Raw genomic sequence first — 25,273 nt, forward strand, 5'->3', positions numbered from 1 at the left:
TGTCCCCTTCGTCTAGTGGCCTAGGACACCGCCCTTTCACGGCGGTAACAGGGGTTCGAGTCCCCTAGGGGACGCCATTTGCGGGAATAGCTCAGTTGGTAGAGCACGACCTTGCCAAGGTCGGGGTCGCGAGTTCGAGTCTCGTTTCCCGCTCCATATTCAACAAAAACGCCGATCAGAGATGATCGGCGTTTTTGTTTGTGCGTTTTATTGCTCGGCAACCGCAAGTTGCAGGCTTGCTCAAAACACGTGCGTTGATGCATCAAGGCCGTCACCCAGGGCTTGATGATATCCAGCGTGGTGATTTGCTCCGGTCCAAGTGTCCTGCCCGCATTCAGTTGGACGTTGTACTGCACCTCATCCACGGAAATGTACTGTTCGAAATAGCGCTGGTAGTACTCGGTGCTCAGAAAATGCTCTGGCGCAATGTCGGACAAATGGAAAAAGCCGCTCTGCGGGTTTTCACGGTTGGCGATGTAAAACGGGTCCAGCAGGAACAGTCCCTTTACATAATGTTGTGTCAGGGCGTCGACCTCTTCCGCATCGGCCACCTCGGGCATACTGATGACCTGGACGTGTTGGTCGGCGCTAAGTATTTGTAGGTATTTACTAATCGAAGGTGCCGGGTATATTCACCCTCCAGCGGATAAAGGCCATGAGGGCCTGTCGTTTTGACAAGGATAGTTAAATGAGTCAATCACATTTGCGCGCCATGTTTCTGGCCTCGCTGGTCTGCATGGGGGCAAACATGCCGGCGGCAGCGGCTGAGGCACAGGTGAACCTGTACAACTGGTTCGGGTTGATCGCTCCGCAAACGCCGAAGGAATTCGAGGAGAAGACCGGCACCAAGATACACCTGGATGCCTTCGACAGCGCCGAGATCATGCAGAGCAAGGTCATGGCCGGTCGCACCGGGTATGACGTCGTCGTCGCCACCTCCAATGTCTTGCCAAGCCTGATCCAGGCGGGCGTCCTGGCGCCGCTGGATCGCAGCCAATTGAGCAACTATGCCCATATCGATCCGGACATGCTGGCGCTGCTGGCGACCAATGATCCCGGCAATAAGTACGCCGTGCCTTATCTATGGGGCACCACCGGCATCGGTTACGACGTCGACAAAGTCAAGGCAGCCTTGGGTGACAACGCCCCGGTGGACAGCTGGGATCTGATCTTCAAAGAAGAAAACATCAGCAAGCTGAAGTCATGTGGCGTGGCGATGATGGACTCGCCCAGCGAAATCATTTCCATTGCTTTGCATTACCTCGGCCTGCCGAGCAACAGCCAGAACCTTGAGGATTACCAGAAGGCCCAGGCGCTGCTACTGAAAATCCGCCCTTACATTCTTTACTTCGACTCATCCAGAACCGATGCCGACTTTGCCGATGGCAATATTTGTGTGGTGGTGAGTTGGGCGAGCGGGGCGCTGACGGCCAAGGCCGTCAATGAGAAAAACAACACCGGCCGCAAGATTGCCTACAGCCTGCCGCGTGAGGGCGGGCTGGTGTGGTCGGAAAACTTTGTGCTGCTCAAGGACGCACCCCACGCCAAGCAAGGGTTGGCATTCATCAACTACATGCTTGAGCCCGACGTGATTGCCAAAAGCTCAAACCACACGCTGTACCCGAACGCCAACAAGGATGCCACTCACCTTGTGGAGCAGAAACTGCGTGACGACCCTTGGATTTATCCTTCCAAAGAGACCATCGCCACGCTGGTTCCCCTTGAGCCGCTGCCGTTGAAGCTGGAGCGAATTCGCACGCGTGTGTGGACCAAGGTGAAGAGCGGTACGTGATTGGGTGACTGACCAAGGGGCTTTGCACAGAAGTCCGGGAGAGGGAGATGAATCATGGGCCAACGTGATTACCCGTACGACGTGAAATCGGATGATGACAACGCGTACAAGGAAATTGAAGAGCAGATCGGCCACTGCACGCCTGAGCAAGCCTGGGCTATGTATTACGTCTCGACCGGCATGGTACGTGAGTACATAACCCGGGCGGTGATGGAACACATTGGCCGGGGCAACCGGGCGTTGCTGCTTGAGTTTCCCGAATTGGCCCGGGTGGAAAAGAAGTCGCGTTTCCTGCTCCCTCTCTGACAAAACCGCCGATCACTGATGATCGGCGTGTGTGCTCACCGCGTGTTCAAAGCCCGCGCCAGGCGCAGCGTGGCTTGACGGATCTCATCTCGATCAAGCGAGGCAAAGCCCAGGCGCAGGGCATTTTCCGGCAGGTTCATCGGCGAAAACTGACGTGCACTGCGCACCACGACGCCCTGGCCTTGGGCCGCTTTTACCAACTGATCAACGTTTGTTTCATCCTGGAAGCGCACCCAGAGTGCCAGGCCGCCTTCGGGCTCGCGCACTTGGATACGCTCACCGAATGCCTCCTGTAAGCAGCTCTGCAGTACCTCTCGGCGCGCCGCGTATTCTTTCGAAACACGGCGCAGGTGTTTCTTCAATTCGCCATGGTTGATCAGGTCCGCCAGCATCTTCTGCGCGACCGCGTCGCTATCTCCCACCACCAGGGCCGCGCTCCTCTGCAGCACCTCGATCACGCTGGCGGGGGCGACGACATAGCTGCATCGGAAGGTTGCGCCCAACGCCTTGGATAGTGAGCCGATATAGATCACATGGCGTTGCGCGTTATCACTGGCCAGCGGCAAGTACGGCCGTCCGTTGAAGTGGTATTCGTGGTCGTAGTCTTCTTCGATCACGCAGAAATTGTGCTGCGCCGCCAATGCCAACAGATGCTGTCGGCGTGCGGCATGCAGGCTCACGGTGGTGGGGAACTGATGGTGTGGTGTGAGGTAAATCATCCTCACATTGTGCGTGTGGCATAACCGCTCGATGTGGTCCGTTCGACAGCCTTCGTCGTCCATATCGACCATGACCAATTGTGCACCGAGCTTGCGGAAGATTTCCCACGCCGGTGGGTAGCTCAGGCGTTCTACCAGCACCACGTCACCCGGTTGGATCAGCAGGCTGGCGGTCAGGAACAGCGACACCTGGGTGCCTGGGGTCAGACAGATATTCTCGGCACTGACGGCCAGCCCCCGGTTGTTGCGCAGCATCTCCGCCAGCGCGCAACGCAATTCATAGCCGGTGCCTTCGCTGCCATAACGCACGGAGTTGGATGCAAAGCTGTTGCGCAGGGCGTTGCGGTAGTAGCGATGCAATACGGCCTGGGGCAGTAAGCGGTGGTCGCAGGCGCCGTTATCGAAAAACAGAGCGTCATGTCGATGTTGCAGGGCGATCACTTGGGCATTCTGGGTGAAGTACGGAACACTCGCTTGCTCCAGCAATGGCGGGGCAAAAGAGTGCTGTGCGCAGCGCGGCGTTGGCGTGGAAGCCAGTTGCGCATTGACGAACGTCCCGCGTCGCGGCTCGCTGATCAGCCAGCCTTTGGTCAAGGCCTCTTCGTAGGCCAGGATGACGGTCTTGCGGTTGACGTCAAGCAACTGCGCCATTTCCCGTGTGCCCGGCAACAGCGTGCCGGGCGGCAGGCGCCCCTCGACGATCGCGGCTACCAGGCCCTCGGCAATTTTGCGATAGGAGGCTTGGCGGCTGCTTTCATCCAGCTTGAGCAATGGGCGCCATTTACGCATCTGGACCATCTGAAGTATCCAAAACTGGAGGTTTTAATGGGCCTAGTCTAGCGCAACAATCAAGCCTCACTCACCCCGAGGTCTTTATGAATACACGCCATGTCATCGAACTGTCCCCCTCGGGGAAAACCTTTGAAGCCGGTGACGAGCTGTTGCTGGACGCGATGCTTGCCAGCGGCCTGTCCGTGCCGTTCTCGTGTCGACGCGGAGCGTGTGGATCATGCAAGGTCGTCGTCACTGAGGGGCACTACCGGGCCAAGCAGCTGGCGCCGGGTGCCCCCGCGCCATGCTATCCCCTGGCAGCCAATGAAATGCTGCTGTGCCAGAGCCATGCCGACACTGATATGCGCCTGGAGATTCCCGGCTGGTCGCTGGACACGCCTGCGCTGGTTGTCGAAGCGACGGTGCTGAGCAAACGGGCACTCAGCGCCGATATCATTGAGTTGGTCGTGATGCCGGATATGCCGTTGGCGGTGCGGGCGGGACAGTACCTCAAATTCCGCCTGGTCGACGGAGACTCGCGTTGCTTCTCCATCGCCAACCTGCCGGCCGACGGCGATGGACGCCTGGTGTTTCAGATTCGCCGAGTGAACGGCGGTTTTTTTTCCGAAGCCCTTCTGGGCGCTCTTGAGGCCGGCGATCTGTTGCAGCTGGAGGGGCCTTTTGGTGCCTGCACCTGGCAGGACGATGACGCTGCGCCTGTGGTCCTGTTCGCCACGGGCACCGGCTACGCGGGTATCAAGCCGATCCTGTTGACCGCCTTGAAACGCGATGTCGAGGTGACGTTTTACTGGGGCGGTGCGCAGGCGGCAGATTTTTACGAGCGCGAATTCCTGGACCAATCGATCATCGACCACCCACGTTTTCACTGGCATCCGGTCCTGGTGTCCGAGGGCAGGGTGCAGGAAGTTGCGCTGAGCCACGGACATCATTGGGATGCGGTCCAGGTATACGCCTGCGGCAACGGCGCCATGATCAGCCAGACCCGTGAGCAGTGCCTGAACGCGGGCTTGCCGAGCCATCGCTTCGTGGCGGAAGCCTTTGTGCCCAGTGGCCGGTCGAGTGCCGACACGCTGCTCGATTCACTGGATGAAACCTGGGAAAAAGTCGGGCCGCGTTATTCCCTCGACGGCATGCTCGCAGCGCGTGAGAAAAGCGTACGTGCGCTGGCGGCCATCGCCAGCCAATTGAAAGTCGGCATGACCACCGGAGCCGCCCTGGAAATGGCCGCCGAACAGTTGCAGGTCATGGGCGCGTCCCATACCTGGCACCCCACCTACATCCGTTTTGGCGACGACACGGTGCGTCCGCCCCGCGAAGGCATCGACCCATTGCGCACACTGCGCCCCAGCGACATCGTGGTGGTGGACCTTGGCCCGGTGTGGGATGGCTACGAGGGTGACTATGGCGATACCTTCATCTTCGGTGAGGCGCCGTTGCATCTGGAGTGCAGGAGGGTGTTGCACGAAGTCTTCGATGAAACCCGCGAAGCGTGGCTGCGGGGCATGACCGGCTGCGAGCTTTATGACTTTGCCGAAGCGCGCGCCGTGGCCAAAGGCTGGCGGCTGTCACGCAATCTGGCAGGCCACCGCATTGCGGACTTCCCCCATGCGTTGTTCGGGAACAAGGAACTCGCGGACTTGGAGATCACGCCCAGCGAAATGGTGTGGGTATTGGAGATCCAGCTGTGTCATCCCACCCTGCCGATCGGTGGGTTCTTCGAAGATATTCTGATGCATTGAGCCCGCCATTGCGGCGGGCTCAATGGGCCTTAGAGCTTCGGCAACTGCCCGACGCGGCTCATCATCTCGGTGACGATTTGCAGGTCGATCAGGAACTGGTCGACCGTCTTGAATTCACCGTCGGTGTGCCCGGTGTACTTGACTTCCGGACGCGCCAAGCCGAACTGCACACCATTAGGCAGCTCATGCACGGAGGTGGCGCCGGCCGAGGTGCCGAACTTGTGCTCCATGCCCAGGTTCTCGCTGGCCACGGCCAACAAGGCTTTGACCCATTCGCCTTCCGGGTTGCGGTACATCGGCGCGGCGACTGAGTAGATGAAGCTCACCTTGATCTTGGATTGCTTGTCCCAGGCGCTGAGTTTTTCCGCGATTTCGGCCTTGAGCACGTCTGGGGTCTTACCCTTGGGCACTCGCAGGTTCACCGCCAGTTTGAAGGCTTTGGCATCCAGGCCGACAAAGGTCAGCGAGGTGGTCAGCGGCCCCATGAAGGCATCGGAGAAGCCCACGCCCAGCTTGCCGCCCAGGTAGTCCAGACCCCAGTTGTCGGCGGCATAGCGTGCGGCGTCGGTGATGTGGTTGTGCTTGAGGGCGATCTTGCCGTCGAGGCTGTTGATCAGCACCAACATGCGTGCCACCGGGTTGACGCCGGACTCCGGTTCCGACGAATGCGCGGACACGCCAGTGACCGTCAGCTTGACCTCTTTGCCGACCACCTTGGCCGCCACCTGGAAGTCGCCGCCATTTTGTTTGGCGTATTCGGCACCGGCTTTTTCCAGGCTGGCAGCCAATTCAGCGGGCTTGTCGCTGACCAGCGTGGCGACGGACACCGAAGGAATCTGGTTGGTGGCCATGCCGCCGGTCATCGAAATGATTTCAGCGCCTTTGCCTTCACCTTTGCGCACCGGGAAGGTGGCCATTACGGTGCCGTAGCCTTTCTCGGCAATCACCACCGGGTAGCCACCATCCAGCGCCAGGTTGTATTGCGGAACCGGGTTGTGTTCGAAGTAGTACGGGATCGCATCGCCGGAGGTTTCTTCAGTCGTGTCCACCAGCAACTTGAAGTTGCGCGCCAGCGGCAGCTTTTCTTCCTTGATCACTTTCATGGCGTACATGGCCACGACGATGCCGTTCTTGTCATCCTCGGTGCCACGTCCATACATGCGGTCGCCGATCAGCGTGACTTTGAACGGGTCGAGTTTGGTGCCGTCCTTGAGCACCCAGTTTTCCGGAGTTACCGGTACCACGTCGGCGTGGGCGTGGATGCCGACGACTTCATCGCCGCTGCCTTCCAGGGAAATTTCGTACACGCGGTTGTCGACGTTACGGAAGTTCAGGTTGAACGATTTGGCCAGGCTCTGGATCTTGTCGGCGATCTTGAGAAATTCCGGGTTTTTGTACTGCGGCAGGCCGTCCACATTGAACGTCGGGATTTCCACCAGCTCGCGCAGGGTTTCGAGGGCGGCTTTGCCGTATTTCACCCGCGTGTAAATGCCGAGCAGGCGATTGATTTCGTTCTGCTGGTCGGCGCTCAGGGATTTGTTGGCCAGGAAGGCGTCGATGGCCGGGCCGATGTCATCGGTTTTCGCCAGATCGCCTTTGGCCAGGGTGGTGAGGAAACCACGGAAATCGGTGACCGATGTTTCGCTGAAATGCTTGATGATCGTTGCGCTTTGTTCAGCACTGATGTTGGCGAAAGCGGGTGTGGTGACTGCCGAGAGGCTGGCCGCGAACAGGGTGGCGGCTACCAGTTTTTTGAGTGGAAAGTGCATTGTTAGAGGCATTCCTTTGCAGATAGTGAGTAAGAGGTTTCTGATCAATAAGTCAGAAACATTTCTACACACTACCATCACCAAGGTTGCTATAGGGAGGCCTTGGTGTGGGAAATATCGTACGCAGATGTCAGGGCAATAAAGATTCACATGTGGGAGGAGGCTTGCCCCTGATGGCAGAGTGTCAGCCGATGAAAGTGTGGCTGATGTACCGCCATCGGGGGCAAGCCCCCTCCCACAGGGGATTTGTCTTGGGGTTTGAATCACATTTCAGGTCAAGGCTTGCCAGGGTGTGGGTCTGGGTACTGTGCCGCTACATCGAGCGCCTTGGCATAGGGTCCATCCCACAATTGCTCATGCAACTCGCCAATCCGCTTGGCCATCGCATTGTCGTGCATCACCACTTCCAGGTTGCGCGAGTTGTCGAAGTAGCCGCCCAGCCAGTTGCTGGTGCCCACCCACGCCACTTGCCCGTCGATCTCCATAGTCTTGCTGTGGATCACCCGCGCATAAGGAATAAAGCCTTGCTTGGCCTCGGGCAGGGTGACGATCTTGACCTCGACGTTGGGTAACACGGCCAGGCTTTTGAGGTAGGGCAGTTCCAGCTTGTCGGTGTTCCAGTTGGACACCATCAATTTGATCGACACACCACGTGCGGCGGCGGCGCGTACGGCGTTGTCGATCACGGCGTAGTACGGACGGGTGCGATCCGGCCCGTAGGACAGTGGCGCATAGTCCAGCAGTTGTACGCGTACTTCCTTCTTCGCTTCGCTCAGCAGGCGCGGCAGTTCCAACTGTGAATCACCCACGCCTGGCGGGTTGTAGCGCTGCGGGCTGGCCACCAGGTAGTTACCGGTGCGTGCGGGTTCCTGGCCGGTGACAGGCAGTGGCACGGGTTTGTTGTCGGCGAGGGCGGCCTGGGCTTTCCAGTCTTGGTTGAAGATCGCCTGGACCTGGCTCACCACGGTCGCATCGCTGATGCGCAGGCCGGTCTCGTGGATGTGTTCAAGCGAACGCCAGTCGAAATTCTGGCTGCCGACAAAGGCCTGCTTGCCGTCCACCACCATGTATTTGGCGTGGATGATGCCGCCGCTCAACTGTCCATAGGGCAGTACGCGGAAGGTCAGGTTGGGAATGGCGCGCAAGCGCTCCAGGGTGGAAGCTTCCGACAACTTGATGCCTTTTTCTTCGAGCAGGAAGCGAATCTTCACGCCACGTTTGCCGGCGGCTTCCAGGTGCTGGATCACCTGGTCCATCACCGAACCGGGATGGTCGGCGGCGTAGAACTGACCGATATCGATGGTGCTTTTCGCACCGTCGAACAACTCGATCCACACCGGGCCAGGCTGACGCAAATCGGCCGTGCCCAACGCGGTATCCACGGGCACGGTGTGCACCAGTTCAAACCCTGGAATTGAAAAGTCCGCTTGGGCAAGCGGACTCAGGAGCAAGCCGGCGAGGCCTGCGATACGCAAATTCATTGATAGGTGCATGGGCGTCTCATCAGGCAAAAAGAAAGGCGGGCGCATTGCGCCCGCCCTGAAGGTCATGCTGTGCGAGTGTGCAACGGGGTTGGTACCAAGTGCGGTACTTCACCCTGTACACGGGCGCCAGTGGCAGCACGGATCAGCAGGATCTTCAACTGATCGTTGATGCGCTCCAGGCTGTCCTGGAAGAAGTTGTGGAATACCACGCAGAACAGCGCAATGGCGATACCCAGACCGGTGGCGAACAAGGCCGTCCCGATACCACCGGAGATCTGGCCTGGGTCGGACACGCCGGCCGAGGCCAGGGCCTTGAAGGTGTCGATGATGCCGAGGATGGTGCCCAACAAACCCAGCAGCGGCGCGGCGGTGGTGATGGTCTCGATGATCCACAGGCTGCGCGACAGCGGTGCGCGGGTCTTCAGATACTGGGTGTCGATTTCGTCATCCAGGTCCTTGCGCGAACCATGGGCCGCTTTCTGCGCCAGGATGGGCAACACCATGTTCAGCGGCAGGCTGTCGCGGCGGGTCAGGGCGTCAGGCAGGTCGCGTTCGCTGTGCACGTTGGGGCCGAGGGCTTCGGTCAAGGCGCGTGCCTGGCGACGCACATAGGCGAAGTAAATGCCGCGTTCAATGGCGATAAAGATCGCAATCGCCATGGCGGCGTACATCACATAAAAGGTGATGGCGTGAAGCAGGTTCATGTCCATGATCTATAGCCTCGCAGTTAGAAATTCGCTTCCAGGGAAACCGTGACGGTACGGTCCAGGCCAACGATGTAGGCCGGGTCGCCATCGCGGAAACCGCTGTAGCTCGCCGAGTTGGTCTTGGTGGTGTACACGCCGTCCAGGTACTTCTTGTCGAACAGGTTGTCGACGTTCAGGCGCAGGGTCGCGTCCTTGACCACTTTCTTGTCCACTGGCAGGTAGATACCGGCGCCGAGGTTGAACACGGTGCGGCCGGAAATCGCCTCGTCGTTGGTCAGGTCGCCGAACAGCTTGCTGGTGTATTTACCGCCGAAGGTGCCGTAGAAGCGCCCGTCGTCGTAGCCGATGTTGGCCGCCAGCATGTTCTTGGGCACGTTGGCGAATTGCTTGCCGCTGGTGGGCAATACGATGGCCTTGCCCGCGTTGTACACGGTCAGGTCATCCTGTTGCTCGGCCTTGGTGTAGGTGTAGGAGGTGTAGTAGTTGAAATGGTTGGGCAGCAGGCCGCTCCATTCCAATTCCAGGCCTTTGTTGGTGACGGAGCCGGCGTTGATGTCGGCGAAGTCGCCGTTGATGTCCCTGGACGATACTTGGCGGTTCTTGAACTCCATGTAGAACAGGGTGGCGGCCAGGGTCATCTCGTCGCCGGTGTAGCGCCAGCCCAATTCATGGTTCCAGCTGGTTTCCGGCTTGGAGTTGATCGAATCGGCACCTTTGTCGTACAGCACGTAGTTCTGCGGCACACGCATGTTGCGTGACAGGCTGTAGAACAACTGGTCGCGTTCGTCGAGCTGGTATTTCAGGCCTGCGTTGGGCAGCAGCTTGTTGTAGGTCTGGTTACGCTTTTCCGGTTGTTCGGTGAGGCTGCCGTTGTTGGTGCCATCGCGTTCGACGTTCATGTAAGCCAGGCCTGCCACCAGGGTCCAGTCCGAATTGATGAACCAGGTGTCCTGGGCCCAGACTTTTTGCGCCGGGGTTATGGTGAAGCGGTCGCGACCCTGCACGGTGTTGCCGTTGGCGTCGACCACGGAAGTGCCGTCCGGCCAAGTGTCGCTCGGCTTGCCGTTGTTCTTGAGGGCAATGAACGGTTGGGTCTGGCTCTGGCGGGCACGCTCGTACCAGTAGCCGAATTGCAGGCTGTGGTCGCCCAGGTCCCAGTTCAGTTTGGTGGTGATGCCCGGGCGCCAGGTCTGAGTGCGGGAAGGGCGGTAGTAGACGCCGGTGGTGGCGGAGCCGTCGGCGTTGTATTGGGCGGCGGTCGGCAGGTTGCCCAGGTCGAAAATACCGCCCTGGTTCGAGCCACGGTTCAGCGCGTAGGAGGACGAACCGACACCGCTGCCGTTACCCCAGTAGTAATACGGGATGACCGAAAGGGACAGGTTATCGGCCAACTTGAACTGGGTGTTGAGTACGCCGGTAAAGGTCTGGAACGGGTTCTGCGCCAGGGCGTAGTAGTTATTGACCTTGCCGTTGCTGCCCAGGGCTGGCGTCGCGGCGTACGGGTCGTATTTGCGCCCGTACTGCTGGAACTGCGCCTTGGTCAGTTGGCTGTAACTGTTGTTGTCCTGCTCGTGGTACTTGAGGATCAGGTTGGCGGTGTTGCCGTTGCCGGCGTCGAAGAAGCTGTTCCATTCCACCTTGTCCGCACGCACGGCACCCGAGCCGCGCCACATGTCACCTTCGGTATGGGACACCGACAGCCAGTTGCTCAGGCCGTTGACCTCACCGGTGTTGAGACGGGCAAAGGTCTTGCGGGTGGCGTTGCTGCCCACGACCTGTTTGACGAATGCGCCGGTTTCCTTGGTCGGGCGAATGGTCACGATGCCGATGTTGCCGCCGCTGGAGCCGATGTGCGGGCCGTCTGCTTCCGACGAGCCCTGGGTGACGAAGATCTGGTCGATGTTTTCCGGGTCGCCCAACAGGTTGGAGTACAACGCGTAGTTGCCGGAGTCGTTGATCGGCATGCCGTCCACCGACATGCCCACCTGGTCGGAGTTCATGCCGCGCATGGTGAAGCGGAAGCCCGAGAGGCCGGTGTTGTCTTCGCTGGAGATGTTCAGTCCCGGCGTGTACTTGAGCTTGTCGATGGCGTTGCCGGTGGCGGTTTGTTTGTCCAGCGCTTCCTTGGTGATGGTCGAGCGGCCCTTGATGCTCTCCTCCTGGACCATGTAACCGCCCCCAGCGGTTGCCTTGCCCTGTACGCCAATCGTCCCGACGTCACTGTCGCTGGTCTCTGCCATGACCACTCCGTGGGTCATGCTCGTCGCGGCAACGAGTGCCAGATGAATACGTGTGAACCTCATCACTGTCGTCCTGGTGTCGGGTGCTTATTGCACGCTGTAGTTGAAGGTGGCGGTGAAGCGTTGCTCGTTACGTCCACCGAAGGCTTGTTCGGGGAACGGCTTGACCTGCTTGATGCGGCGCAGGCTATTGGTAGCGGCCCGATTGAGCAGCATGCTCGGCGCCGGGGTCTGGATCCCGGCGTCGAGAACACGGCCTTGTCGATCCACCATCAACCAGACCACCACCTCGCCACTGGGGCGTTCGAGGGACGCCTGGCGCCCGGTGGGGTATTGCTTGTACGTGTCCAGCTCGTTGCGCAGACCCTTGAGGTAGCCACCTTCCAGCGCCTGGCCATCGACCTTGGGCGGTGCCGGTGGGGCTGGCGGGGCGGGTGTCGGCGCAACCGCTGCCTGAACCGGCTTGGCTGCAACGGGTGCCACGGGTGCGGGTGTCGGTGTCGGCTTGGCGGCCACCACAGGCTTGGGTTTGGGCACCGGCTTGGGCTTGGGTTCAGGTTTTGGCAAGGGCTTGGGCGGCGGTGGAGGTGGGGCTGGTTCGGCCTCTTCATCCTCGATCACCGGTGGCGGCGGCTCTTGCTCCATCACGGGGTCAGGGACCACTTCTGGCTCCGGCTCGACCAGGGCCAGCTCAACCGCCGACTCGTCGTACTGCGGCTGGATTTTCAGGGGTTGGGACTGGATACCCAGTGCAATCAGCACCAGGGCGATCAGGGCCGGGACACTGCCCAGCAGCTGACGCGCACGAAACACTACGTACATGGTCAGGACTTACGCGTGGCGATGGACACGGAGGTGAAGCCACCCAGGCGCAGGGTGTCCATCACTTCCACCAGGCGCGAAACCTCTACGCCTTTGTCGCTGTTAACGATGATGGTCGACTTGGTGTCGGGCTTTTCAGCCGCTTTCAACGCCGGTACCAGCGCGTCGACCGTGAGGTCCTTGCCGTCGAGCTGCAACTGGCCTTCCAGGCCCAGGGTCAGGATGAATTTATTCTGTGGCTTGAGCTGTTGCGAACTGCTGGCGCTGGGCAATTGCGTCTTCATGCCGAGTGCCGGAATCACGTTCAGACTGACCAGTACGAAAAACACCAGGAGGAACATCATCACGTCGATCATCGGGATCAACTCGATGTGCGCCTTGCGTTTCTTGGGTTCATCCCAGGTTCTCATTCTGTTACCCCGTCATTGAATTAGGGGCGACACGCTACCAATCAAAAATGACCGAATGGTTAACAAAAATTTACGATTTAAAGGCTCTAGGACGCTACTTTCAGAAGAGTTACCTTGCACTTTTATGACGTAATGAAATTGACACGAAGGGGGTACATTCTTGAGGAATTTATCTTGAGAGCCGCCCCGCATGCCGACTGAACTGCCGCAATTGGCCACCTCGCGTCTACTATTGCGGGCGCTGGAAATGGACCAGGCCGAGACACTGTTCACCCTTGCCAACGGGCCGAAAATTGCCGACAACACGGCCAACATTCCGTCGCCCTACACCCTGGAAACCGCACAGGGTTTTATCGCGGGTATCGAAGAAAAATATTGCACCGGTGATTTGCTCAACCTGGGCATGCATGTGCGGGAAACCGGTGAATTGATCGGCATGGTCAGCCTGCGTTTCAACTCCAGGCATCACTATGGGCATCTGGGGTACTGGGTGGCGGCTCACGCTCGCAATCAGGGTTATGCGGCAGAAGCAGCGAGCGCGATGATGGATTTCGGGTTTGCCGAACTGGAGTTGCAGCGAGTGGGCAGCCAATGCTTCGGTCGCAACAAGGAATCGGCGCGGGTCATGGAAAAAATCGGCCTGCGTTATGAAGGCTGTATGCGCGAAGCGTTTCTCAAGAACGGCGTGTATGAAGATTTGCTGGGGTTCGCCACGGTGCGTGACGACTGGGAGCGCCGGTTGTGAACGGCGTGGTCGACCATGACCGCCGTCGCGTCCTCGGCGGGCTGGCGGTCGCTGCCGCGTTTTCAATCCTCAGCCCGTTTGCCCGCAGCGCAGGCGTGGATTACCCGTTCACCCTCGGCGTAGCTTCCGGCGACCCGTTGCCGGACGGTTTTGTTATCTGGACGCGCCTGGCGCCGTTGTTCAATGCGGCGGATGGGCGTGGTGGGCTGAACCGTGCGGTGCCGGTGCGTTGGCGGGTGGCCAGTGATGCGGCGATGACGCGCATCGTGAAGCAGGGTGAGGTGATGGCAACTGAGCGTTTCGCCCACTCGGTGCACGTCGAGGTAGCGGGGTTGGAGGCGGGGCGGCCGTATTGGTACCAATTCGAAGGCCTCGGCGCGCAGAGCCCGGTGGGTCAGGTACGCACGACGCCGCCTGTGCAGGCCATGGCCGCAGCTCGACTGGGGTTTGTTTCCTGCTCGCACTGGGAGCGCGGTTACTTCAGCGCGTACCGCCACTTGGCGGCGGAGCAACCCGACCTGGTGTTTTTCCTCGGCGACTACATCTACGACAGTTCCTATGCAGCGGACTCGGGCAAGATCATTCGCCCCCATGGCAGCGGCAATGCCGTGAGCCTGAGTGACTATCGCAACCGCTATGCCTTGTACAAAACCGATCCGGACTTGCAGGCCCTGCACGCGGCCGCGCCCAGCGTGGCCACCTGGGATGATCACGAAGTGCAGAATGACTACGCCAATCGCTGGTCCCAGGACCAGAAGATCCCCGTGGCGCAGTTTCTCCAGCAGCGGGCTGCGGCGTACCAGGCGTTCTACGAACACATGCCCTTGCGCGCCACTAGCTTGCCCAGGGGCCCGGACATGCGCATTTATCGGCGCATGGACTACGGCCGACTGGCGCGTTTTCATGTGCTGGACGGGCGCCAATACCGCTCTGAACAACCCTGCATTCTCGCCAATGGCAGCCACCAGGGGCATATCGCGGAAAACACTTGCAGAGACTTGCGCGACCCCAGCCGTACCATGCTTGGCTGGGCACAGGAAAGCTGGTTGGACCAAGGGTTTGCCGAGTCGCAGGCGCAATGGAACATCATCGCCCAGGACTTGCTGGTAGCACCGCTGCCCCAACGCGACCTGACCAGCCACAAGCCAGGACGCTGGACCGATGGATGGGACGGCTACATGGCCAACCGCGAGCGCATGCTGGTATCCATCCAGCGCCGTCAGCTGAAAAACCCGGTGTTCTGGGGGGGTGATATCCACTCGTTCTGGACCACGGATCTGCACGCCGACGCCAATGACCTGGACTCACCGGTGGTGGCGACCGAATTCGTCGGCTCGTCGGTGACTTCGGATGGTCCGCCCTTCGAGGCGTTCAGCAAGATCCTGCCGCTAAATCCCCACGTAAAGTTCTTTGACAGTCGCCAGCGCGGCTATGTGTCGGTGGAGTTGGCGGAACAGAAGATGCTCACCCACTTCCGTGTGATCACCGACCCGCGTGATCCGATCGCCACGGTTTCCACGCTCAAGTCATTTGTGGTGGAGCCGGGGCGAGCGGGTGCGATTGCGGTCTGATCGTTGTGGTGAACGTCAGTTAAGCGGTGAGATGTAGAACGCCTCATCTGTAGTGAGCGAGCTTGCCCCGCGCTGGGCTGCGAAGCGGCCCCACCCCCAGGTACTTCAGTCTTTCTGAAACACCGCTGCGGCCTTGTTGGGGTGGCTTCGCCACCCGGCGCGGGGCAAGCCCGCTCACTACAAAAAGCAATTTGGTTGTCAGTCGAGGGCATAGCGCACGGACAGCGTGCCCTTTTTTTCCGACAGTGCCAGGATCGTCACCTGGCCCAGTTCGCCCAGCGCTTGCACGTGGGTGCCACCGCACGCGTAAGTCGGCAATTCACCGAAACCTACTTCGCGAGTGCCATCTTCCAGGGCCATATGTCGTGGGTAGTCGGCGGCGATCCATTGATCGATTCGGCTTTGAATTGCCTCGGCGTCCATGGCCTGCGCGGCTTCGCCACGGATAAAGGTGATCTTGCCTTCACCCGGCCAATGGTGAGCCTTGATCGGCATCCAGCCCAGGCATTCCCCTGCGTTACCAATCAGATGGCCGGCAGAATGCAGGCGGGTGTGCAGGGCACGACGTTGCGCATCGACCCGCGCAGTGATCGGGCCAAGGGCGACGGGTTGGTCGAGGTAATGCACCACGCGGTCTGCCTCCTGAATGACGCGCATGACCTGGCTGTCGCCGAGCCAGCCGGTGTCGAACGGTTGCCCGCCGCCTTGAGGATGAAAGATTGTCGACTGCAACGTCACCGCAAACTGGCTCTCGTGGGGTGTACAGCTCAGCACTTCAAGCTCGGCGGTCAGGTGGTCGTGGGTGAAAAACAGGCGCTCGGTCATCATCTACATCCGCATCAGGGTTCTGCACGCAGTATAAATAGTGCGTAATTGGGTGATAATCCGTTCAAATATCAATGGACCTGTGCGTCATGAGCATCAATCTTCCTTTGCCGCTACTGGGTGAGATGGCGATTTTCGTCAAGGTAGTGGAGACCGGTAGCTTCTCCGAAGCGGCGCGACAACTGAGCGTTTCGCCCTCAGCGGTGAGCCGCAGCATTTCGCGTCTGGAACAGGCTTTGGCCACCCGCCTGTTGCAGCGCACCACGCGTAAGTTGCGCTTGAGCGAGGGCGGTGAAGAGGTGTTCAAGCGCTGTCGGGAGATGGTCAACGCGGCGCGGTCGGTGATGGAAGTCAGCGGCCAATTCGCCCATGAGGCCGAGGGCCTGGTGCGGGTCAGCGTGCCCAAGGCGGTGGGGCGGTTTGTGGTGCACCCGCATATGCCGGAGTTTTTACGACGCTATCCCAAGGTGGATGTGCAACTGATTCTGGAGGATCGGCATGTGGACCTGATTGATGACAATGTCGATCTGAGCATCCGCATCACCGACAGCCCGCCACCAGGCCTGGTGGGCCGCCAGTTGTTGCCCATCGAGCATTTGGTGTGCGCAACGCCGCAGTATTTGGCCGAGCATGGCACACCCCGGCATCCCAATGATCTGCTGGAGCACAGTTGCATCTATCTGGGTGAAACGCCGGGGGACTCGCGCTGGAAATTCCGTCAGGGCGGCAAGGCGGTGACGGTGGGAGTGCGTGGGCGTTACGCGGCGAATCACACAGGGGTGCGGCTGGATGCAGTGCTGCAACATGTGGGGATTGGCAGCTTGCCGTATTTCACCGCGCGGCATGCCTTGGAGGAGGGGCGGTTGGTACAGGTGTTGGCAGAGTGGGACTTTATTGCGTCTTACCACGGTGAGGCATGGTTGCTGCATTCGCCCACACGTTATCTGCCGCCCAAGTTGCGGGTGTTTATTGATTATCTGGTGGAGTGCATGGCGCGTGAACCGACACTGCGCCAACGGTAGGAATACGGTCAAAAATGTGGGAGCGGGCTTGCTCGCGAATGCGATAGTTCAGTCAACATCTTATCGACTGATAGGCCGAATTCGCGAGCAAGCCCGCTCTCACATTTGAACCTGCTGTGCTCAGAAAATCAGTGCTTGCTTTGGTCATCCGACATGGCCAGCAGCTGCTTTTCCTGGTTCCAGTCGAACGGTTCGTCGTTCTGTTCCGCTTCGAAACGACGTTCTTCCAAGGCTTGGTACATGTCCAGTTCTTCGTCTGGCATGAAGTGCAGGCAATCGCCGCCAAAGAACCACAGCAGGTCGCGTGGCACCAGATGGGCGATCTGCGGGTAACGCAGGATGACCTGACTCATCAGGTCCTGGCCCAGGTACTGGCTTTCGATCGGGTCGATCGGCAGCAGGGCGCGCAATTCGTCGAAGCGCTCCAGGAACAGTGAATGGCTTTCCTCAGGCACCTGCTCGGCTTCGCCGACGGCTACCAGGATGCTGCGCAGGTGGTCGAGCAAGACGAGATGATCGGCAACGACGTTGGACACGAGATAAGTCCTCTAAAGCAAAAACGGGCGCGAGAGTATATGCCTCTCGCGCCCGTATTTATATGACCGCTCGACTCAGCGGACTTTACCTTCAGCCTGGGCCAGCTCTTCCTTGCTGAAATCGTCCACGTCGATCACTTTGCGTCGCGCCGCTTCAGCCTCACGCAAGGTCTGCGCTTCGCCTGCCTGCAACACCCCCGCGTTGAGTGCGGCATCGATGATGTGTTCTCCGGCAGTAGGTTTGACCTGACCGCTTTTGAGCGCGGTGTGCAACTTTGCCTGCAACGGATGGCTGGCACCGAGCAGGTCGTAGGCGTGTTGCAGAGCGCCTACTGGGTCCTCCGCCGATTGCGGGCGGTAGCAGCCGGCCAGCAACTCTTCCAGGGTCGGGTCGCCCTTGGCACGGCCGATCACCGCAGCCACTTCTGCATCCAGCGCATCGGAGGGGCCGGTATGGCGACGGCCGAACGGGAACACAATCACCCGTAACACGCAACCGAGCACCTTGTTCGGAAAGTTGCTCAGCAGTTCATCCAGCGCACGCTCCGACTCGCCGAGGCTTTCCTCCATGGCCCAGGCGAACAACGGTTCCAGGTGGTCCGGCGAGTCCAGGTCGTGATAACGCTTGAGTGCGGCCGACGCCAGGTACATATGGCTCAACACATCACCCAGGCGTGCCGACAGACGTTCACGACGTTTCAGCTCGCCACCCAGCAACATCATGCTCAGGTCGGCAAGCAGGGCAAACGCGGCGGCCTGGCGATTCAACGCGCGGAAGTAACCCTGGCTCAAGCGATTGCCCGGGGCTTTCTCGAAATGCCCCACACCGAGGTTCAGTACCAGCGTACTGGCGGCGTTGCTCACGGCGAAGCCGATGTGTTGCATCAGCAGACTATCGAACTCCTTGAGCGCCTGGTCATGGTCCTCGCGTCCGGCCAGGGCCATTTCCTTGAGGACGTATGGATGGCAGCGGATGGCACCCTGGCCGAAGATCATCAGGTTGCGCGACAGGATATTCGCGCCTTCCACGGTGATGAAGATCGGTGCGCCTTGCCAGTTACGGCCCAGGTAGTTGTTCGGGCCCATGATGATGCCTTTGCCACCATGCACATCCATGGCATGGCTGATGCACTCGCGGCCGCGCTCGGTGAGGTGGTACTTGAGGATCGCCGACAGTACCGAGGGTTTTTCCCCCAGGTCCACGGCGTTGGCGGTGAGCATGCGTGCGCTGTCCATTAGCCAGGCGTTGCCGCCGATACGTGCAAGCGCTTCCTGGATACCTTCGAAGGCTGAGAGTGGAACGTTGAATTGTTCACGTACCTGAGCGTACTGGCCGGTCACCAGGCTGGTAAACTTGGCGGCGCCGGTGCCCACGGCAGGCAGGGAGATCGAACGGCCTACTGACAGGCAGTTCATCAACATCATCCAGCCTTTGCCGAGCATTTCCTGGCCGCCGATGAGGAACTCCAGGGGAATGAACACATCCTTGCCGGAGTTGGGGCCGTTCATGAAGGCCGCGCCCAGGGGCAGGTGGCGACGGCCGATTTCTACGCCAGGAGTATCGGTGGGGATCAGCGCAAGGCTGATGCCCAGGTCTTCTTCGTCGCCCAGCAGATGGTCCGGGTCGTGGGCCTTGAAGGCCAGTCCGAGCAGCGTCGCGACCGGTCCGAGGGTAATGTAGCGTTTTTCCCAGTTCAGGCGCAGGCCGAGGGTTTCCTTGCCTTCCCATTCTCCTTTGCAGATCACGCCGGTGTCGGGCATGGCGCCAGCATCGGAACCGGCCAGCGGGCCGGTCAGGGCGAAGCAGGGAATGTCATCGCCACGGGCCAGGCGCGGCAGGTAGTGGTTGCGTTGTTCGTCGGTGCCGTAATGCAGCAGCAGTTCGGCCGGGCCGAGGGAGTTGGGCACCATTACGGTGGATGCCAGGTCGCCACTGCGGGTGGCCAGCTTCATTGCCACCTGGGAGTGGGCGTAGGCGGAGAACCCTTTGCCGCCGTATTCCTTGGGAATGATCAGCGCGAAGAAACCGTGGGTCTTGATGTGCTCCCAGGCGGCGGGCGGCAGGTCCATGGCCTGGCCGATTTCCCAGTCGCTGACCATCGCGCAGAGCTCTTCGGTGGGGCCGTCGATAAACGCCTGTTCTTCTTCGGTCAGTTGCGCCTTGGGGTAGGCCAGCAGCTTGTCCCAGTCGGGGCGACCGCTGAACAACTCGCCATCCCACCACACGGTGCCGGCATCAATCGCGTCGCGTTCGGTCTCGGACATCGGCGGCAGGACTTTCTGGAACCAACTGAACAGCGGCTTGGTGAAATATTGGCGGCGCAGGTCAGGCAGCAGCAGCGGGGCGGCCACAGCGGCGATCAACACCCAGAAGATCAGCAGCAGCCAACCCGGTGCATGGCTCCAGGCGCCCATCGCCAGCAGGTAAACGGCGACCACGCCCAAGGCGGGCAGGGGCGCGGTGCGGCGGTGTGCCAGATAGGCGATGCCGAGCACCAGAACCAGTATCCACAACAACAGCATATTCAATCCTCCGTGAAACCAGGGGCGAAACCACCTTGAAGCTTAGTCGGCATCCGAAAAAGCGCGGTGACCAGGGTGTAACGAGTTGTACTGGGAACACCTTCACCAGACGCCGACATTTGGCCGAATCGTCGTTATCGCGATGGTAGACCTGTCGTTAAACTCCAGGCTTGCCTCGGAGATAACGCTCATGGATACGTACCTGCGTCCCAGCCGCTTCATCGATAGTGACCACCCTGCGGTGGTGGAGTTCGCCGAAAAGCATCGTGGTCCCAGCGCGGATCTGCGTGACCAGGCAGTCAGTCTTTACTACGCCGTGCGTGAGGCGATTCGCTACAACCCCTATACCTTCAGCCGTGATCCAGGCAGCCTGAATGCCAGCTTCGCCTTGGCCGTCGGCGAGAGCTACTGCGTGCCCAAGGCGACCTTGCTCGCCGCTTGTGCCCGCCACTGTGGAATCCCGGCGCGCATCGGCCTGGCGGATGTGCGCAATCACCTGTCTACACCCCGACTGATCGCGTTGCTCAAAAGTGATGTGTTCGCCATGCACGGCTACACCGAGCTATACCTGCGTGGTCGCTGGGTCAAGGCCACGCCGGCGTTCAACCAGCAGCTGTGTGAGTTGTTCGATGTGCCACCGCTGGAATTCGATGGCATCCACGACAGCGTGTTCCACGCGTTCAACCGTCAGGGCCGGCGCTCGATGGAATATGTGCTGGACCATGGGCAATTTTCCGACGTGCCAGAGGCGTTTTTCTTCGAGCATATCCGGCAGTGTTACCCGCACCTGTTTGCCGAAGACATGCCGAATCAATTGGGCGACATGCAGACCGATTTAAGCCGCGCGTGAACCGGCGTATGCTGCTGCGTTCACCAAACGATAAGGCACGGTCATGCTGAAAATCTGGGGTCGTAAAAATTCATCAAACGTCAGGAAAGCACTGTGGTGCGCCGAGGAGCTCGGCCTGGACTATGAGGCAATTGATGCGGGCGGGGCCTTTGGTGTGGTCGACACCCCGCAATATCGAGCGTTGAACCCCAATGGCCGAGTGCCGATGATCGAAGACGGCGACTTTGTGTTGTGGGAGTCCAACACTATCGTGCGTTACCTCTGCGCCAAGCAGGCGTCGAGCTGGTACCCGAGCGACTTGAAGGCCCGCGCCAACGCGGAAAAGTGGATGGACTGGACCACCTCCACCTTCGCCGAACCCTTCAAGACCGTATTCTGGGGCGTGCTGCGCACCCCGGCGGAAAAACAGAATTGGGACAACATCCATGCCGGGCGCCAGGCCTGCATCGATGTGCTCAAGACGGTCGACCAGGCCCTTGCCACACAGCCGTATCTGTCAGGCAATGAGATCGGCATGGGCGATATCCCCCTGGGCAGCTTTATCTATGCCTGGTTTGAAATGCCCATCGAACGCCCTGCGATGCCCAATCTAGAGGCCTGGTACCAACGCCTGCAGCAGCGTCCGGCCTACCGCAAAGCGGTCATGACTGCGTTGACTTAATACTGACTATTAATACAGGTGACTGTACTTGTGCGGCGCGGACGGCCACCATGATCTCCATGCGCCGCCGTTGAACTACGTGCGTTGCGGCCACATCTACTCTTTCTATTCCCTTCTTTGGTGCGTAATCCGATATGAGTTCCGCTCTGTCCATCCGGCAGCTAACCAAAACCTACGGCAACGGTTTCCAGGCCCTGAGTGGTATCGATCTGGACGTTGCTGAAGGTGACTTCTTCGCTTTGCTCGGCCCCAACGGCGCCGGCAAATCCACCACCATCGGTATTCTCTCCACACTGGTCAACAAGACCAGCGGTACGGTGAATATCTTTGGCCATGACCTGGACAAATCCCCGGCGGCGCTCAAGCGTTCCATCGGCGTGGTGCCCCAGGAATTCAACTTCAACCAGTTTGAAAAGACCTTCGACATCGTCGTGACCCAGGCCGGCTACTACGGCATCCCGGCGAAAATCGCCAAGGAGCGCGCCGAGCAGTACCTCACCCAGTTGGGCCTGTGGGACAAGCGCGACGTGCCTTCCCGCTCGCTGTCCGGCGGCATGAAACGCCGCCTGATGATCGCCCGTGCGCTGGTGCATGAGCCGCGCCTGCTGATCCTCGATGAGCCCACCGCTGGCGTGGATATCGAATTGCGTCGCTCGATGTGGACCTTCCTCACCGAGCTGAACGAGAAGGGCATCACCATCATCCTCACCACCCATTACCTGGAGGAGGCTGAGCAACTGTGTCGCAACATCGGCATCATCGACCACGGCACCATCGTCGAGAACACCAGCATGCGTAACCTGCTGGGTCAGTTGCATGTGGAAACCTTCCTGCTGGACCTGAAAAACAACCTGTCGGCACCGCCGCAGTTGCTCGGCTACCCAAGCCGTCTGGTCGATGGTCACACCTTGGAAGTCCAAGTGGATAAAGCCATGGGCATTACCGCGTTGTTCACCCAGTTGGCGACTCAGAACATTGAAGTGCTGAGCCTGCGTAACAAAACCAATCGCCTTGAGGAGTTGTTCGTGTCCCTGGTGGAGAAAAATCTGGCGAAGGTGGCGGTATGAGTTCCGAACTGCAACCCAACCTCGTTGCCCTGCAAACCATCGTCTATCGCGAAGTGAAGCGCTTTACCCGGATCTGGCCGCAGACCCTGCTGCCGCCGGCGATCACCATGGTCCTGTATTTCGTGATCTTCGGTAACCTGATCGGCCGGCAGATCGGTGACATGGGCGGGTTCACCTACATGGAGTACATCGTGCCGGGGCTGATCATGATGTCGGTGATCACCAACTCCTACGGCAACGTGGTTTCCAGCTTCTTCGGCAGCAAGTTCCAGCGCTCCATCGAAGAGCTGATGGTCTCGCCGGTCTCACCCCACACCATCCTGATCGGCTACACCCTTGGCGGCGTGCTGCGTGGCTTGATGGTCGGGGTGATCGTGACTTTGCTGTCGCTGTTCTTCACCCACCTGCAAGTGCATCACCTTGGGGTCACTTTGCTGGTGGTCGTGCTGACGGCGACGATCTTCTCGCTGCTCGGGTTCATCAACGCCGTGTTTGCACGCAACTTCGACGATATTTCGATTATCCCGACCTTCGTGCTGACGCCGCTGACCTACCTGGGCGGGGTGTTCTACTCCATCACCTTGCTGCCGCCGTTCTGGCAGACCGTGTCGTTGGCCAACCCGGTGTTGCACATGGTCAACGCCTTCCGCTACGGCATCCTGGGTGTGTCGGACATCAAGATCAGCGTGGCAATCACCTTCATGCTGATCGCCACCGTGGTGCTGTATATCGGCTGTGCGCGGTTGCTGGTAAGCGGGCGCGGGATGCGTACGTAAGGTCGAACGCTGTAAAAAGTGTGGGAGGGGGCAAGCCCCCTCCCACATTTGGTTTTGTATATGGGCTTTAGGCTTTCAGCGCCAAGTCGATCAGTTCGTGCAACTCTTCAACCGGCAGCGGTGCGCTGGCAAACAGGCTGCGATACACCGTCGGCGCGGCAATCAGGTTGAGCAGCCTGTCCAAGGTAGGCAACTGGCCGGCAGTGCCTTGGTAGCGATCAAGGATAATCTGCAGCTGGCCCATCAGAATGTGGGTGCAGTAATCCCTGGGGTGCCTGCACTGCACATCGCGCATCATGTTGCGCCCCAGCTCCGAGCTCATTTCATCCAGGTATTGTTCGCCCCAGGCGCGCAGATCACCGCGCAGACTGCCGGTGTCGGCGGGTTCAGTGTCCGGACGCAGGCGTTCCAGGGCCACGTCGGCGAGCAGGGCGGACAGGTCGCCCCAACGTCGGTAAATGGTGGACGGCGTGACGCCTGCCCGTGCCGCAATCATCGGCACGGTGACGCTGGCGCGCTCATGGGCTTCCAGTAATTCACGTGCAGCGCTGTGCACTGATTCTTGGACCCGGGCACTGCGGCCCCCCGGGCGAAGGCCTTCTTTAATTGCCATGGGTAAAACCTTAACACAAAGAATTTGCTTTAAGCGCTCTTCAGTAGCACACTCCGCAAAAGCGAAATATTAGCTTTAGCGGAGCGTGCCCATGTCCAGCCCTACTTCTCATCGTGCCAACCTGGCGTTCCTGGTGGTGACGGTGTTGACCTTCCTCGCTGCGTCCAGTGCGCCGACGCCGTTGTATCAGGTGTATCAAGACAACTTGCATTTCTCGGCGGCGATGTTGACGGTGATCTTCGGCGTGTATGCCGTGAGCCTGTTGGCGGCGTTGTTGACCGTGGGTTCGCTGTCGGATTACCTGGGGCGAAAACCGGTCATTTTCACTGCGTTGATCCTGAATATGCTGGCGATGCTGCTGTTTATCAATGCTGACAGCACCGCCTACCTGATTGCCGCCCGCGCGCTGCAAGGCTTCGCCACCGGCATGGCGACGGCGGTGTTGAGTGCGACCTTGCTCGACACTGACCGTGTCCGTGGCCCAATGCTCAATAGCCTTGCGCCGCTTCTTGGCATGGCCAGTGGCGGTCTGGGCAGTGGCTTGCTGGTAGAGTTCGCGCCACGGCCGACCCAATTGATTTATTTCACGATGCTCGGGTTGATGCTGTTGCAGGCGTTGTATGTGTGGCGTTTGCCGGAAACCGTTAGCCGCATACCGGGCGCCTTGAAGTCGCTGGCGCCAACCTTGCACGTCCCGGAACAAGCGCGCCGCACCCTATGGCTGGTGATGCCATTAAATGTGGCGGTATGGGCGCTGGGTGGATTCTTTTCATCCCTGGCGCCCTCTTTGGTGCGGGCTGCCACAGGCTCGACCTCACATCTGATTGGCGGTGGGTTGGTGGCGGTAGTGACGCTGAGTGGTGCCGTGATGATCTACAGTCTGCGCGATCGTCCGGCCGATAAAGTCATGCGCCTGTCGGCCGCATTGTTGGCCACCGGAGTGGCGTTGTTGCTGGTTGCGGTGCAGAGCGCGAGCCTGTGGTTGTTCTTTGTTGCCAGTGTGATCGCAGGTTTCGGTTTTGGTGGCGGGTTCATGGGCAGTGTGCGCAGTATCGTCGGCCTGGCGTTGCCCCATGAGCGGGCAGGTTTGATGTCTGCGTTCTATGTGTTGAGCTACCTGGCGTTCTGCCTGCCGGCGCTGCTGGCGGGTAACCTGAGTCGGGTTTTTGGCTTGATCGCCACCACCGACGGCTACGGTGCCGTACTCATCGTATTGGCCCTCGGCGCGTTGGCCGGTTTGCTGGTGCAGGATGCCGTGCGGGCCAAGGCTGCGGTGTAGCCAATTCCTGTTATATCTGTAAAGT

General features: G+C 59.7%; 23 protein-coding genes and 2 tRNA genes. 14 read left to right on the forward strand and 11 right to left on the reverse strand.

The genetic code is table 11. From position 1 onward, the window contains the following. Position 1 precedes the first annotated feature (1 nt). From AC07V4_RS26490 to AC07V4_RS26510, 5 genes are all read left to right on the forward strand, one after another. A tRNA-Glu gene (locus AC07V4_RS26490) sits at positions 2 to 77 on the forward strand. 3 nt (positions 78 to 80) lie between these two features. Then, positions 81 to 156 (forward strand) — tRNA-Gly (locus AC07V4_RS26495). Between the two features lie 38 nt (positions 157 to 194). Next, positions 195 to 602 (forward strand): hypothetical protein, encoded by a 408-nt coding sequence (locus tag AC07V4_RS26500; RefSeq protein ID WP_492638701.1) that lies wholly within the window; start codon positions 195 to 197, stop codon positions 600 to 602. A gap of 86 nt (positions 603 to 688) precedes the next feature. Next, positions 689 to 1,792, forward strand: a complete 1,104-nt coding sequence (locus AC07V4_RS26505; protein WP_492638702.1) for a polyamine ABC transporter substrate-binding protein — start codon at positions 689 to 691, stop codon at positions 1,790 to 1,792. 54 nt (positions 1,793 to 1,846) lie between these two features. Next, positions 1,847 to 2,098 (forward strand): hypothetical protein, encoded by a 252-nt coding sequence (locus AC07V4_RS26510; RefSeq protein WP_431750704.1) that lies wholly within the window; start codon positions 1,847 to 1,849, stop codon positions 2,096 to 2,098. 35 nt (positions 2,099 to 2,133) lie between these two features. Here AC07V4_RS26510 and pdxR read toward each other — a convergent pair whose 3' ends face one another. Continuing rightward, positions 2,134 to 3,615, reverse strand: a complete 1,482-nt coding sequence (gene pdxR / locus AC07V4_RS26515; protein WP_492638703.1) for a MocR-like pyridoxine biosynthesis transcription factor PdxR — start codon at positions 3,613 to 3,615, stop codon at positions 2,134 to 2,136. Positions 3,616 to 3,692: 77 nt separating this feature from the next. Between pdxR and AC07V4_RS26520 the strand changes: the two genes are divergently transcribed. After that, complete coding sequence (locus tag AC07V4_RS26520; protein ID WP_492638704.1) at positions 3,693 to 5,348, forward strand: M24 family metallopeptidase; 1,656 nt, start codon at positions 3,693 to 3,695, stop codon at positions 5,346 to 5,348. Positions 5,349 to 5,377: 29 nt separating this feature from the next. Here AC07V4_RS26520 and AC07V4_RS26525 read toward each other — a convergent pair whose 3' ends face one another. The 6 genes from AC07V4_RS26525 to AC07V4_RS26550 all read right to left on the reverse strand — a co-directional run bounded on the left by AC07V4_RS26525 (position 5,378) and on the right by AC07V4_RS26550 (position 12,780). Then, complete coding sequence (locus tag AC07V4_RS26525; protein ID WP_492638705.1) at positions 5,378 to 7,117, reverse strand: dipeptidase; 1,740 nt, start codon at positions 7,115 to 7,117, stop codon at positions 5,378 to 5,380. Positions 7,118 to 7,392: 275 nt separating this feature from the next. Then, positions 7,393 to 8,610, reverse strand: coding sequence for a phospholipase D-like domain-containing protein (locus AC07V4_RS26530; protein ID WP_492638706.1), 1,218 nt, complete (start codon positions 8,608 to 8,610; stop codon positions 7,393 to 7,395). Positions 8,611 to 8,663: 53 nt separating this feature from the next. Continuing rightward, on the reverse strand, positions 8,664 to 9,311 hold the full coding sequence (locus tag AC07V4_RS26535) for a MotA/TolQ/ExbB proton channel family protein (protein WP_431753425.1): 648 nt from the start codon (positions 9,309 to 9,311) through the stop codon (positions 8,664 to 8,666). Between the two features lie 17 nt (positions 9,312 to 9,328). After that, complete coding sequence (locus AC07V4_RS26540; RefSeq protein ID WP_492638707.1) at positions 9,329 to 11,611, reverse strand: TonB-dependent receptor; 2,283 nt, start codon at positions 11,609 to 11,611, stop codon at positions 9,329 to 9,331. A gap of 24 nt (positions 11,612 to 11,635) precedes the next feature. Further along, positions 11,636 to 12,370: an energy transducer TonB family protein gene (locus AC07V4_RS26545; protein ID WP_492638708.1), complete on the reverse strand. Its 735-nt coding sequence runs from the start codon at positions 12,368 to 12,370 to the stop codon at positions 11,636 to 11,638. A 2-nt stretch (positions 12,371 to 12,372) separates the two neighbouring features. Further along, a complete protein-coding gene (locus AC07V4_RS26550) occupies positions 12,373 to 12,780 on the reverse strand; it encodes an ExbD/TolR family protein (RefSeq protein WP_005786670.1) in 408 nt (135 codons plus the stop codon). 190 nt (positions 12,781 to 12,970) lie between these two features. Between AC07V4_RS26550 and AC07V4_RS26555 the strand changes: the two genes are divergently transcribed. Further along, positions 12,971 to 13,525, forward strand: a complete 555-nt coding sequence (locus tag AC07V4_RS26555) for a GNAT family N-acetyltransferase (protein ID WP_492638709.1) — start codon at positions 12,971 to 12,973, stop codon at positions 13,523 to 13,525. Beyond that, on the forward strand, positions 13,522 to 15,096 hold the full coding sequence (locus tag AC07V4_RS26560; RefSeq protein ID WP_492638710.1) for an alkaline phosphatase D family protein: 1,575 nt from the start codon (positions 13,522 to 13,524) through the stop codon (positions 15,094 to 15,096). The genes AC07V4_RS26555 and AC07V4_RS26560 overlap by 4 nt, the downstream gene beginning before the upstream one ends. 198 nt (positions 15,097 to 15,294) lie before the next feature. Here AC07V4_RS26560 and AC07V4_RS26565 read toward each other — a convergent pair whose 3' ends face one another. Then, positions 15,295 to 15,921, reverse strand: a complete 627-nt coding sequence (locus AC07V4_RS26565; RefSeq protein WP_492638711.1) for an alanyl-tRNA editing protein — start codon at positions 15,919 to 15,921, stop codon at positions 15,295 to 15,297. An 89-nt stretch (positions 15,922 to 16,010) separates the two neighbouring features. On the opposite strand from AC07V4_RS26565, the gene AC07V4_RS26570 reads away from it, so the two are divergent. Next, positions 16,011 to 16,943 carry a LysR family transcriptional regulator gene (locus AC07V4_RS26570; protein WP_492638712.1) on the forward strand — a complete coding sequence of 311 codons (933 nt, stop codon included), beginning with the start codon at positions 16,011 to 16,013 and terminating at the stop codon, positions 16,941 to 16,943. 128 nt (positions 16,944 to 17,071) lie between these two features. Here AC07V4_RS26570 and AC07V4_RS26575 read toward each other — a convergent pair whose 3' ends face one another. Then, entirely contained in the window at positions 17,072 to 17,479 is a 408-nt protein-coding gene (locus tag AC07V4_RS26575) for a PA2817 family protein (protein ID WP_176996449.1), read from the reverse strand. Positions 17,480 to 17,554: 75 nt separating this feature from the next. Beyond that, a complete protein-coding gene (locus AC07V4_RS26580) occupies positions 17,555 to 20,002 on the reverse strand; it encodes an acyl-CoA dehydrogenase (RefSeq protein WP_492638713.1) in 2,448 nt (815 codons plus the stop codon). Between the two features lie 190 nt (positions 20,003 to 20,192). Between AC07V4_RS26580 and AC07V4_RS26585 the strand changes: the two genes are divergently transcribed. From AC07V4_RS26585 to AC07V4_RS26600, 4 genes are all read left to right on the forward strand, one after another. Beyond that, positions 20,193 to 20,852 (forward strand): transglutaminase-like domain-containing protein, encoded by a 660-nt coding sequence (locus tag AC07V4_RS26585; protein WP_492638714.1) that lies wholly within the window; start codon positions 20,193 to 20,195, stop codon positions 20,850 to 20,852. Between the two features lie 43 nt (positions 20,853 to 20,895). Next, positions 20,896 to 21,513, forward strand: coding sequence for a glutathione S-transferase family protein (locus tag AC07V4_RS26590; RefSeq protein ID WP_492638715.1), 618 nt, complete (start codon positions 20,896 to 20,898; stop codon positions 21,511 to 21,513). 134 nt (positions 21,514 to 21,647) lie between these two features. After that, positions 21,648 to 22,580: an ABC transporter ATP-binding protein gene (locus AC07V4_RS26595; protein WP_207041518.1), complete on the forward strand. Its 933-nt coding sequence runs from the start codon at positions 21,648 to 21,650 to the stop codon at positions 22,578 to 22,580. Next, positions 22,577 to 23,356, forward strand: coding sequence for an ABC transporter permease (locus tag AC07V4_RS26600; protein WP_060756954.1), 780 nt, complete (start codon positions 22,577 to 22,579; stop codon positions 23,354 to 23,356). The genes AC07V4_RS26595 and AC07V4_RS26600 overlap by 4 nt, the downstream gene beginning before the upstream one ends. Before the next feature lie 67 nt (positions 23,357 to 23,423). Here AC07V4_RS26600 and AC07V4_RS26605 read toward each other — a convergent pair whose 3' ends face one another. Continuing rightward, positions 23,424 to 23,969, reverse strand: coding sequence for a TetR/AcrR family transcriptional regulator (locus tag AC07V4_RS26605; protein WP_492638716.1), 546 nt, complete (start codon positions 23,967 to 23,969; stop codon positions 23,424 to 23,426). A 91-nt stretch (positions 23,970 to 24,060) separates the two neighbouring features. Here AC07V4_RS26605 and AC07V4_RS26610 point away from each other — a divergent pair, with 91 nt between their 5' ends. Further along, positions 24,061 to 25,248 (forward strand): MFS transporter, encoded by a 1,188-nt coding sequence (locus AC07V4_RS26610; protein WP_492638717.1) that lies wholly within the window; start codon positions 24,061 to 24,063, stop codon positions 25,246 to 25,248. Positions 25,249 to 25,273 lie beyond the last annotated feature (25 nt).

The sequence above is a fragment of the Pseudomonas sp. GW821-FHT03A09 genome (assembly GCF_059421065.1).